This window comes from uncultured Nostoc sp. (assembly GCF_964245575.1).
GTDB lineage: Bacteria > Cyanobacteriota > Cyanobacteriia > Cyanobacteriales > Nostocaceae > Nostoc.
The window spans coordinates 1-11,379 of the sequence record NZ_CAXTNP010000045.1 but is presented as its reverse complement, the minus strand read 5'-3'; the positions used below and the strand labels follow the sequence as shown (position 1 = coordinate 11,379).

Sequence of the window (11,379 nt, the reverse complement as noted above, 5' to 3'; positions counted from 1 at the left end):
ATAATGGCACAACTACAGCACCAGTTACTCCCGAAGTAGCGGAAATTGCGTTGGCAAAGCCTACCGTTCGCGTAGCGGACGCACCAGAAGGTATCGCCAAACCGAAAGTATTAATTAACGATGATCAGCCAGAACCGTTTTTAGATAACTACATTGCTGCTTCGCCACAAGAAAACTTGCTTTCTGTTGAGTCAAACCAGGCTCCAGCCGTACCTGATATTTCTTTAGATGAAGAACAGTTGCAGCAATTAGATCGGGATTTGGCTAATTTTGATCGGCAGCTAAATTCTGAGTTGCAGCCAGCTACCAACTTGGATATTTTATCAGAACTACTTGATGAAAATCAAGACATAATCCCTACAACTTCCCCTGAGCCGCTAACAGAAAATCTCCAAATAGTAGAAAATACCTCAACTACTGCTTTCTCCAGTTTGGCAGTTCCCCAGGTAGAAACTGAACAACAAAAAGAAGTCACAACTCCTGTTGAAGAAAGTTCTTTACCTCCAATTTCCAACTCCATCAACAATCCAGAAGTTTCGCTCAATGTTCTACAATCAGTCTGGTATTTAGGAATTGATTTAGGTACAACAGGAATTTCTGCGGCATTATTAAATCGCTCTACTTTTGTTGTACATCCTATCTACTGGTCAGCAGAAAATCCGCCAGGAACAACTTCCTTCCAGCAATCATTTCGTTTACCAACAGAGGTTTATCTGCCTACAGCTTCTGTACCTCACGGAGAGAACGAAAGTATCGAAGTACATGAGCGGACTGCACCTGCGGCTGTTGCCCAAGATAAAGTGCCCGATCGCTCGGCTCCTACAACACGGACAACAACAGATGCGACGACAAATAATCTCTACTCGGCGCAGTTGAAGCCTTATTTACAAGTGGCCATTCCCTACAAGAGTGAACGGCAGAAATGGGAACCTGTTTTGCAATTAAATGAATTTTCGGCAGGCCCTTTGATTTGGATTGTACGATCGCTCTCTAAGCTACTATTAACCCTCAAATCCGAAAAAACTTGTACCACCCCTAGTTTAATCGCTGCTGCTATGGGGATCAGCGAACAAGATTTCCCCAAAATTATCAATAATATTGCTGGTGTAATTTGCACCTGTCCATCTAGTTGGTCGGAACAATACCGCTTTAACGTACGGGAAGCTTTACTCACCAGTAAACTCATCCAACATCCGCAGCAAGTCTTTTTTGTCGAAGAAGCGATCGCTAGTTTACTCCCAGAACTTGATGCTGCTAACGGTGAGCAAGTAAAATTAAGCGAACATCAGGGTTCTCATCCGGCAAAAACCAGCGAACATCCCATTGTTGGCAATACCCTTGTGATTAACATTGGAGCAACTGCCACAGAAATGTTGCTGGTCAATCTCCCAGAAACATTGCAGCAATTGACATACAATGATTTCATGCTCCACAGTTTTGCTTATGCTGGTAAGGGAATTGAACAAGATATAATCTGCCAGTTGCTATTGCCACCGAAATCTCGACAATCACGCCCACAAACACCAAGCGATGCCTGCGGCGGGCTACGCCTACGCAAAACTACCACCAATAATCCTTGGCAATGGCAACCGTCAATTCCCGGTTTAGACCAAATGCGTTGGCAGAGTTTAGGGTTGGAACAATTAGAACTACCCAGAGTCGGAGAGCCAGATATCACCGCTCGGATTCGCCTCCAACAGCGTCTAGAGAGTTCCCTCTTGGGACAGGCGGTACTAGATGCCGCACTAGCTCTAAAGCTGATTTTGCAACACCAAGACTCTTTCACCTTAGAATTGGCCGATCAGCAATGGATTTTGTCGCGACGAGATTTAGAAAGCCAGGTATTTATCCCCTTTGTGCGTCGCCTGAACCGAGAACTCAACAAGTTGTTGGTAGCTCGTGGCATCCCCACAGAATCCATTAATCAAGCTATCCTGACTGGTGGGGTGGCTTGTGTCGGGACGGTGAATCGTTGGCTACGGCAAAAACTCCCCAGCGCTAAGATTATTCAAGATTTATATCTCGGCGAAAACAGCGCTCCTAATTGCAGTCGGGTTGCTTATGGTTTGGCGATGCTGCCTTTGCATCCCCAGATATTAGATATACCCAGGCAAGAATACACTGATTATTTCCTATTTACAGAATTGCTGCGGCTGCTACCAGATCGACCCTTATCTTTCGGTGAAGTTATCCAGTTATTTGAGGGTCGTGGGATCAATACTCGCACTTGTCAGCAACGCCTGCTGGCTTTTTTGGAAGGTGAATTGCCTTCCGGTTTGATACCTTCAGTTACAGATTCGGCTTGGCTGACTCAGAGTTCGCAAGAAAATCCTGACTATCACGCGATCACTACAGCACCACTTTTTGAAAAACAAGGCAATCTCACATATCGTCCTAATTCCCAACAACTGTTGTCTTTGCATCACTATCTAAATGCAATCAAGGCTAGTAATCAGCAATCACTGGAGGAAGCATACTTAGTCAATTTCGCTGTAGAGGTTAATCATTGAGATTAGTACATCACGGATGTGTCTTTCTGAGTCGGTCACATCCTGATGGGCTTTCTGCTCTCAACAATAGTGTAATATTTTGGATGTGTACCAATAACACTTTTTATTGGATGCTATGAAATAATGTAATTTTACAATTTTCCACCTTAATTAAAAGATTCTGTAAACTTTGGGTTTTCAGTTTTTATATTGCTTGATTTTTGCGTATGTTAACACTCAGTGGTATTGACAAAAGCAGTAAAAATCGCCGAAGAATTATGTTCATGTCTACACTACTGATTCAAAAACTCCTATTGTAGATAAGTTAGTCGTTGTGAATCATCTTTATCTTTATTCAGTTAATTGCTCGCAACAGCCTTTCCACCCGTCAACCTTAAGCGTGAGAAAACGATTAATTGACATTGTTGGAGCCATTTTGGGGCTGATAACTACATTTATCATAGCAATTCCTGTAGCAATTGTTACTTTTATAGATGCTCCAAGCCCAATATTTTATTCCCAAATTCGCTGTGGTTTAAACGGAAAAACTTTTCGCATCTGGAAATTCCGTTCGATGATCGTCGATGCCGATAAGTTCAAGCATTTGGTCGAAAATCAAGCCAAAGGTCACATCTTTAAATCTGTTGATGATCCTCGCATTACTCCTGTGGGGAAATTTTTGCGGCGTACTAGTTTAGACGAATTTCCCCAATTTTGGAATGTTCTGGTTGGGGACATGAGTTTAGTTGGTACTCGTCCACCCACTCCTGATGAAGTCAGCAATTACGATCCACACCACTGGGATAGATTGCGAGTTAAACCAGGCATTACTGGAGAATGGCAGGCAAATGGACGTTCCAGCATTACAGACTTTGAAACCATTGTCAAGATGGATATAGATTATCAACGTAAGTGGTCTGTAATTTATGACCTGAGTTTGATTATTAAAACTATCTGGGTAGTCTTGAAAAAGACTGGTGCTTATTGAATTAGGCATTGGGCACTTGTACTCTCGCACTCGTGCCGACGACTTGTGCCGAGCGACTTGTACTGAGCGTAGTCGAAGTAAGTCGAGGTAGCAAAGCCGAGGTAAGCTGAAGTATTGAACATTAATTAATTATTTCTCCCTAATCTCCCTAATCTCCCTCATCTACCACTTTCTTATTCAGAATAGCTGAATTCTTCTTCAACCCTTGACCCCGCTACCAGTTTCCGTGGGAACAATATAACGTTGTAAAAAGAAAAACAGTAATAAGACTGGGGCGATCGCAATTACTGAACCAGCAGCTACTAACCGCCAGTCAAGGGAAAATGTACCTGCTAGCTTTGCGACTCCCAAAGGAAGAGTGTATAAATTTTCATCTTGGATGACAATTAAAGGCCATAAAAAGTCACTCCAAGCACCAATGAATACAAAAATAGCTAAAGTTACTAATGCTGGGCGAACTGCTGGTAACATAATATGCCACCACAAACCTAACTCCGAACTGCCATCCATGCGGGCGGCTTCTTCTATCTCTTTGGGGACACTCATGAAAGCTTGGCGCAACAGAAAAATGCCAAATGCAGAAGCTAAACTCGGAAAAATCATCCCTAAATAAGTATTTATCAAACCCAACTGGACTGTCAAAATATAAAGGGGAATCATCACGATTTGGAAGGGAATCATAATCGTAGAGACAATCGCCACAAAAATCCAGTCTCGCCCGACAAATGATAATCTTGCCAACGGATAGGCAGCTAAAGCGCAAAATAGCAGATTTAAGCCCACAGTCAGCACTGAGACAAGAGTACTATTATACAGGTATTGTCCAAAAGGTAAAGAGTTCCACACACTAAAGAAGTTATCTAGTGTGGGTGATGTAGGCAATAACTGTGGCGGCGACTGCAAAATATTTTCTGTAGGTGATTTCAAGGCTGTACTAACTAGCCACAGTAAAGGAAAGAGCATCACCAGTGCGATCGCTCCTAATAGCGCATACATTAGCAGAATTTGCGATCGTGATTTTTTAAAGTTCAGCATTTGATTGATTACAAGTTTTCCATTGTAATTCTAGAATTTGGTTAAAGCAATTCTATATCGTTCATTATAAACAAGCTAGCCAAATTTTTTGATAAGTCGAGAATCTGTGACTTTTAGAATGCAAGAATGTCAATCACAATTAATACTAAAGTAAATATTAGCTCTTCTATACTACTACCTTGATAGGCATAACATTATAAATGAGATGAATATTAAACTTTACGAATTTGATGTTTTAGAAGCAGAATTAACAGAATTATCACCTGTTCATAGACTTGTATTTGCTGCTAGCTGTTGCGAAAGGCTTTTACCTAACTATAGTCTTGTAAAGCAAGAAGATGGTTGGGGCGATCCTTCTATCCTTAGAAATGCACTCAACGAAGTATGGTCATTTATTGAAAGACAACTAGTAAATGCCAAACAAATTCGTCAACTATTGAAAGTATGTCAGGAAGCAGTTCCCAATGCTGATTGTGTTTCAGGATCGCAATATGATGTTGAAGCACAGGAAGCTGCTTCTGCAATTTGCTTCACTTTAGAAGCCTGTCTTGATCCAACACCAAAAAATATTATTAAAGTACCAAAGTGTGTAACGAACACGATTGATGGATATCTCTCTGCTATGAAAGATATTGAAGATCCTAATTGGTTGGATGAAAAGTCACTTGAAGAACAAAAAGAAGAATTTAGTAACCACATGTTTGCTATACGAGAAATCGCAAAACAAAACGAAGATTTACAAAATTTAAAAACCGTTGATAAATTAAATATTAATTTTCTACAATGCCTTCGTACTTCATTTACTAATCAGCGAAAAAGTCTGATTGATTTACCTTGAGTTATATAATAATCCGCCTTGATTTTTGAAGTTATTTGCGTAGGTAGCGAGTAGGGAATAGGGAATAAGCCTTTTCGAGATGTACGGAATTTTTTCAAAAATCAAACAAATTCTGCCATATCTATAGCATTGCTAAAAAGATTCGTTAAAAACCAATATGCTTGGGTTAAGTCTAATTGTAAATTAGCTTTAACTTAGGGATTTTGGCACTAACCCAAGCGTATTGCCTTAAAGACAGTATTTGTTGAGCTTGGAGGCTAATTGCGATAATATCGTCTAATTATTGCTTCCTGCTCAATGGTAGATGACGTTGGGTTAGTCATAAAACATTTGATGATGTGTCTTCATCATCCTGAATCCTTTAGCCTTTCTGAGTCAATCCGGTTTCCGTAGAAACAGCTTGTAGTGGTTTATCCCAATACTCACTAAGTATTTCGGACAAATAGGCAAACTCAAAGACAATTCCGATAGTCGGCTTTGTCTGCCACTGCGGTAAACTGAGTAAGCGATCGTAATATCCGCCGCCATAGCCCAGGCGATATCCTTGATAGTCGCAAGCGACACTAGGGACAAGAATCAAATCTACTTCAGCCGGATCTAAGATTGGAGCGTCGGGGTATGGTTCAGTAATGCCATAAGCGCCGCCTTGGATAGGATCACTCGGTGTCCAAAGATGCCAAGATAGGGATTTTTTATCAATGCAGCGAGGAAATCCCCAACGGTATTTGGTGTTTGCAAATAGTGGACTGAGATCGGGTTCTTGGCGAAAGCTGAAATAAGCGAGTATTGTTTTTGCTTGGGTAAACAAAGTAGAGTTTTGTAAATGAGAGCATAAGCGATCGCTTTTTTCTCTCCACTCTCGAACAGGCATTGATTGACGGGTTTTAAGTAGAGTGCGCCGTAGTTCTGCTTTATTTAATTGATAATTAACTTTGTCCATGAAAATTTATAGCTTCAAACAAATAAGCTGGGCAATGCCCAGCTTATATCAGCCTACACTTAGCGATACATTGTTATACAGCGTGTTGACGATACCACTCAATGGTATTCTTTAGCCCTTGCTCAAAGCCCACCTGAGCCGTGAAATTAAAGGCTTGCTTTGCCCGTTCAGTATCTAAACAACGGCGGGGTTGACCATTAGGCTTGTCAGTTTGCCAAACAATTTCACCCTTAAACTCCATCAATTCGCAGATTAGAGTTACTAAATCAAGGATGGAGATTTCATAACCTGTTCCCAAGTTAACTGGTTCCGATTCATTATAGAATTGAGTTCCCATAACAATCCCCCGCGCTGCATCTTCTGAATACAAAAACTCACGGGTGGGACTGCCATCACCCCAAACTGGGAGTTGCTTTTCTGCTTTAAATTGAGCTTCGTGAACTTTGCGAACTAATGCTGGAATAACGTGAGAACTTCCTGTGTCAAAGTTATCTTCTGGGCCATATAAATTCACTGGCAGTAGATAAATCCCATTAAAACCGTACTGCTGGCGGTAAGATTGCAATTGGACTAAAAGCGCTTTTTTAGCAATTCCGTAGGGGGCGTTGGTTTCCTCTGGGTAGCCATTCCAAAGATCATCTTCTTTGAATGGCACCGGAGTAAATTTAGGATAGGCGCAGATTGTGCCAACACAAACAAACTTTTCTACTCCAGCTTGATAGGCAGCGTGAATTAGCTGCGTTCCCATGATCAAGTTATCGTAGAACAACTCAGCGGGTTTTTCACGGTTTAGACCGATACCCCCAACATGAGCTGCTAGGTGGATAATTACGTCTTGCTGGTCAACTGCGCGTTGGCTATTTTCCCAAACACGCAAATCACAATCGCGCGATCGCGTTACTGTAATCTTCTCACGTTCAGCCCCTGCTTTACACAGTTGCTCTATCACCTGACGACCTAGAAACCCCGACCCACCAGTGACAAGAATGCGTTTATTTTTTAATTCTAAGCCGGTCATATTTTTATCCTCTGTGGTGCGAATCAGAAGTGCAAAGCGCCCAGTTGTTGACGAATAGTCGCAATATCTAATGGAAATTGCGAACCATTTCCATTGGGTGAAGTGTGACCCAATGCTTGTAAATCTGCTTCTACCATTAAGGAAACTAGTTCTTCAAAGGTTACGGATGGTGTCCAGCCCAACTTCTGCCGTGCTTTGGTAGAATCGCCAATCAACAACTCTACCTCAGATGGACGAAGGTAACGCTCATCAAACTCTACATAATCTTCCCAATTGAGATTTACGTAACTAAATGCCAGTTCCAAAAACTCGCGCACCGAGTGGGTTTCACCTGTCGCAATTACGTAATCGTCTGGCTGGTCTTTCTGCAACATCAACCACATTGCTTTGACGTAATCTTTTGCGTAGCCCCAATCTCGCTTTGCGTCTAGATTACCCATGTAAATTTTTTTCTGCTTACCAGCAACGATACCAGCCACTGCTCTAGTAATTTTGCGGGTTACAAAGGTTTCACCCCGCCGTGGTGACTCGTGGTTAAAGAGTATGCCATTACAAGCAAACAAATCATAAGACTCACGATAATTTATAGTTTGCCAGTGGGCGTAAACTTTCGCACAGGCATAGGGACTGCGGGGATAAAAGGGCGTTGTCTCAGTTTGAGGTATTGCTTGTACTAAACCGTACATTTCTGAAGAACCCGCCTGGTAAAATCGCACCTGAATTCCGGTACGGTGTTGATAGTCCCGAATTGCTTCCAGCAGACGCAACGTTCCCATTCCGACAGCATCCACCGTGTATTCTGGTGAATCAAAGCTTACTCTGACATGGGATTGAGCGCCCAGGTTGTAAATCTCTACTGGCTGGACTTCTTCTAAAATGCGTCGCAGCGTCGTACCATCTGTCAAGTCACCATAGTGAAGAAACAACCGCACTCCCTCTTTGTGGGGGTCTTCGTAAATGTGATCGATGCGGTCTGTATTAAAGGTAGAAGTCCGGCGAATAATACCATGAACCTCATAACCTTGTTCCAACAGAAACTCACTTAGATATGAACCATCTTGACCGGTAATTCCAGTAATCAACGCTCGCTTCTGTTGCGTCATGCTCAATTATCCCTTATTGTCTTTGATTAAAAAGTTACAGCTAATCTGATACAACTTAGCAGCTAATTGCTCAATTGCCTAATGGTAAACCTACGAGTTATTGTTGTTAAAAGACTTTCTCCGTAAATAGATATACTTAATAAAAGGTAATTTAACATGTAAATTCAACTTAGATATATCAAAATTGTTTAGTTATGTATATTTTTTTACTAAATAGTTCGAGATTCTTTTTGTGTACGTTGTTTGTTTGTCAAAACTTCATATATATATGGTTTTGTGAAGACTGATTAAAGAAGAATTCAGAAGTCAGAATCAATTCATTTGGGGTCTTAAACCCACTTATTCAGACGCGACGCTCGAATACTCGCTAACGCTGCGCTATCGCGGACTCGCTCATAGCGTTGCCATGCCGTACCACTTCGTGGATCTTGCTACGCGCCGCGTCTCCTTCGCGTTAGCGTCTCCTCTTGGGAGAAGAGAAGGCTTTACGCTACGAAGCACCGCTTTTTCGGTCAGAATACCCAACTGAATTTTGAGGACTAATTCTTGAATTCTGTTTCGATAAAATAAATATTTTAAATTAGACTTCTGGTAAAAATTCAGAATAAGAGCAAAGCGAACCACACGTGCACACTCAAAGAAGTCTAAGCTAAGTAGAAACGCATAAATTATAGATAACTATATAAATAAAGATGAACAATCGTTTAATCTTAGGGAAAGAATTGGTATTTAGGGGCATTAACTGCCCCACAGAATCGACCCTAAGTAGTTACTCAGTATGCCCCGTTATTTTTGGGTAGAATTACCACATCAACAGTTTTTAAGATGATCCATAAATCAAGCCAGAAATTCCTAAATTTGACATAATGCAGGTCTATTTGGACTCGCCGAGGGTAGGGAATGTCATTACGCCCAGACACCTGCCACAAACCAGTAATTCCTGGACGGATTGTTAAAATCTCATCAATGTGATAACCGTATTTTGGCAGTTCTTCTGCTACTAAGGGTCGGGGCCCGACTACACTCATGTCCCCTTTTAGAACGTTCCAGAACTGCGGAAATTCGTCTAAGCTAGTAATTCGCAAAAATCGACCAATTTTGGTAATCCGGGGGTCTTGTTTCAGCTTAAAACTGCTCTCAAATTCTTGTCGCAATTCGGGCGATGTTTCCATCATTTGCATGAGGATTTCGTCCGCATTGCTTACCATTGTTCGGAATTTAATACAATTAAACGCTTTATAATTTTTCCCTACCCGTTCTTGGACATAAAAAATTGGGCCTTCTGAGCTAAAGGCAATCAGCAAGGTCAAAATTAAGTAGACGGGGAAGAACAAAATTAATACCGACAGCGAAAACACTATATCGAACAGTCGTTTGACAAACTCTCCGTTTAAACCCTGAAAAGATAAACCTTTGGGCTTAACTTTTGGCGTCCTTGTTTTTTGACCGCGTTTTAAGAAACGCGTAGACGCTCTAGTGTCTTGCCGTACGCCTCGCTTGCCGGAGAGGAGTGAGCTCTGGGCAGTCATCATACTCCTTAATAATCCACACCACACATAGTCCCAATATTAAAGCCAAAATGAGGTGCTTCTGGGGGAAATTGCCAAAAGCCTAAAAAAATAAGACGTTATTCAATACCATCATTGCAAAAATGGTCTTTTTTCGTTGCATTTGTTTACAAAATCTAGATAACGATCTGCAAAAATTTGCGGTGAGAACTGCGCGGCGTGCGATCGCATATACTCGGAACTGAACGAACCCTCATCCGCTTCAAACTTTTCTACTGCCTCCACTAAAGCCGCCTCTGTTTGCGTCCTGAAGAATATACCTGTCCCTGTATCCGCAAAAGAGCGGATATCTCGCACTGTTTCTAGAGCACCCCCTGCACCGTAGGCAATCACTGGCGTGCCACAGGCTTGTGCTTCCACTAGGGCGATACCAAAATCTTCACAAGCTGCATACACAAACGCCTTAGCCCTAGACATATATTTTTTTACCACATTATCGGGTTGCCATCCCAATATTTGGATATTCGAGTTTGCCATCTCACGAATCTTGTTCATTTCATCTCCTGTACCAATGACTACTAATGGTCGTTTTAGTTGATTAAAAGCGTTGACAATTAACGATACTTGCTTGTAACTCACTAACCGGGAAACTGTCAGGTAAAAGTCCTCTTTCTCAGACAGGAATGGAAATTCCGCAATATTCACTGGTGGGTAAATGACTGTTGCTTGTCGGCGATAGCAACGCCAAATCCGCCGAGCTGTATGTTGCGAGTTAGCAATGAAATAATCAACGCGATTGGCACTCAATACATCCCACTGGCGCAAACGATGTAATAAATATCGCGTCACCCACCCAGCTAAACCACTACCCATTTTGCTGTGGCGCAGATAATCAAAAGTCAAGTCCCAGGCATAGCGCATAGGGCTGTGACAGTAGCAAATATGAATCTGTTCGGGAGTGGTAAGAATTCCTTTGGCAACAGCGTGGGATGAAGACAGAATTACGTCATAATGCCGCAAATCAAGTTGTTCAATTGCCAAAGGCCACAAAGGCAAGTATTTTTGTACACCGTTGCGGGCATAGGGAAAGTTCTGGAGAAACGTCTTGCCAATTTGACGCTTGTATAAATAACTTTCAGCATTACTGGATTCAAAATCGATGAGGGCATACAAATCAGCATCAATGTGATTCAAAATTTCTCGTACAACGAGTTCTGAACCACCGGTGGCTTTGGGTGTCAGCCACTCATGAACCAGAGCATATTTCAAGGGCACAGGTAACTTGAATAAATGGAAATTACAAAGGGCAACTTGATGAGGTTAACTGAAAAGTCTCCCCTTGTGATTAATTAACGGGAAGCGCCCCAGATTAGCACATAAGACGCAATCTTACCTTAGAGGTTCCAGATGGATGCTGCAACCTGATAATCTCAGAGTGGGGAGTGGGGAGTGGGGAGTGG

General features: G+C 41.9%; 8 protein-coding genes and 1 pseudogene. 3 read left to right on the top strand and 6 right to left on the bottom strand.

Annotated elements, in window-relative coordinates:
• A pseudogene (locus ACFFAP_RS09995) lies at nt 1–2,510 on the top strand (hypothetical protein); the annotation flags it as partial.
• A 313-nt stretch (nt 2,511–2,823) separates the two neighbouring features.
• On the top strand, nt 2,824–3,477 hold the full coding sequence (locus tag ACFFAP_RS09990) for a sugar transferase (RefSeq protein WP_375511071.1): 654 nt from the start codon (nt 2,824–2,826) through the stop codon (nt 3,475–3,477).
• A 198-nt stretch (nt 3,478–3,675) separates the two neighbouring features.
• Here the strand turns inward: ACFFAP_RS09990 and ACFFAP_RS09985 are convergent, their stop codons facing one another.
• Nucleotides 3,676–4,512, bottom strand: a complete 837-nt coding sequence (locus tag ACFFAP_RS09985; RefSeq protein ID WP_375511070.1) for a carbohydrate ABC transporter permease — start codon at nt 4,510–4,512, stop codon at nt 3,676–3,678.
• A gap of 205 nt (nt 4,513–4,717) precedes the next feature.
• Between ACFFAP_RS09985 and ACFFAP_RS09980 the strand changes: the two genes are divergently transcribed.
• The gene (locus tag ACFFAP_RS09980; protein WP_375511069.1) at nt 4,718–5,350 is read left to right on the top strand and encodes a DUF416 family protein; all 633 of its coding nucleotides are present in this window, start codon (nt 4,718–4,720) and stop codon (nt 5,348–5,350) included.
• 361 nt (nt 5,351–5,711) lie between these two features.
• On the opposite strand, the gene ACFFAP_RS09975 is transcribed toward ACFFAP_RS09980, so the two are convergent.
• The 5 genes from ACFFAP_RS09975 to ACFFAP_RS09955 all read right to left on the bottom strand — a co-directional run bounded on the left by ACFFAP_RS09975 (nt 5,712) and on the right by ACFFAP_RS09955 (nt 11,194).
• Nucleotides 5,712–6,290, bottom strand: coding sequence for a 5-formyltetrahydrofolate cyclo-ligase (locus tag ACFFAP_RS09975; protein WP_375511068.1), 579 nt, complete (start codon nt 6,288–6,290; stop codon nt 5,712–5,714).
• A gap of 73 nt (nt 6,291–6,363) precedes the next feature.
• Nucleotides 6,364–7,308 (bottom strand): GDP-L-fucose synthase family protein, encoded by a 945-nt coding sequence (locus ACFFAP_RS09970; RefSeq protein ID WP_375511067.1) that lies wholly within the window; start codon nt 7,306–7,308, stop codon nt 6,364–6,366.
• Nucleotides 7,309–7,331: 23 nt separating this feature from the next.
• Nucleotides 7,332–8,411, bottom strand: coding sequence for a GDP-mannose 4,6-dehydratase (gene gmd, locus ACFFAP_RS09965; RefSeq protein WP_375511066.1), 1,080 nt, complete (start codon nt 8,409–8,411; stop codon nt 7,332–7,334).
• Between the two features lie 773 nt (nt 8,412–9,184).
• A complete protein-coding gene (locus ACFFAP_RS09960) occupies nt 9,185–9,940 on the bottom strand; it encodes a sugar transferase (RefSeq protein WP_375511084.1) in 756 nt (251 codons plus the stop codon).
• A 111-nt stretch (nt 9,941–10,051) separates the two neighbouring features.
• Nucleotides 10,052–11,194, bottom strand: a complete 1,143-nt coding sequence (locus ACFFAP_RS09955; RefSeq protein ID WP_375511065.1) for a glycosyltransferase — start codon at nt 11,192–11,194, stop codon at nt 10,052–10,054.
• Nucleotides 11,195–11,379 lie beyond the last annotated feature (185 nt).

Coding starts and splice junctions, on each gene's coding strand:
- ACFFAP_RS09985 (WP_375511070.1), bottom strand. CDS start 4,512: ATGCTGAACTTTAAAAAATCACGATCGCAAATTCTGCTAATGTATGCG.
- ACFFAP_RS09980 (WP_375511069.1), top strand. CDS start 4,718: ATGAATATTAAACTTTACGAATTTGATGTTTTAGAAGCAGAATTAACA.
- ACFFAP_RS09975 (WP_375511068.1), bottom strand. CDS start 6,290: ATGGACAAAGTTAATTATCAATTAAATAAAGCAGAACTACGGCGCACT.
- ACFFAP_RS09970 (WP_375511067.1), bottom strand. CDS start 7,308: ATGACCGGCTTAGAATTAAAAAATAAACGCATTCTTGTCACTGGTGGG.
- gmd (WP_375511066.1), bottom strand. CDS start 8,411: ATGACGCAACAGAAGCGAGCGTTGATTACTGGAATTACCGGTCAAGAT.
- ACFFAP_RS09960 (WP_375511084.1), bottom strand. CDS start 9,940: ATGACTGCCCAGAGCTCACTCCTCTCCGGCAAGCGAGGCGTACGGCAA.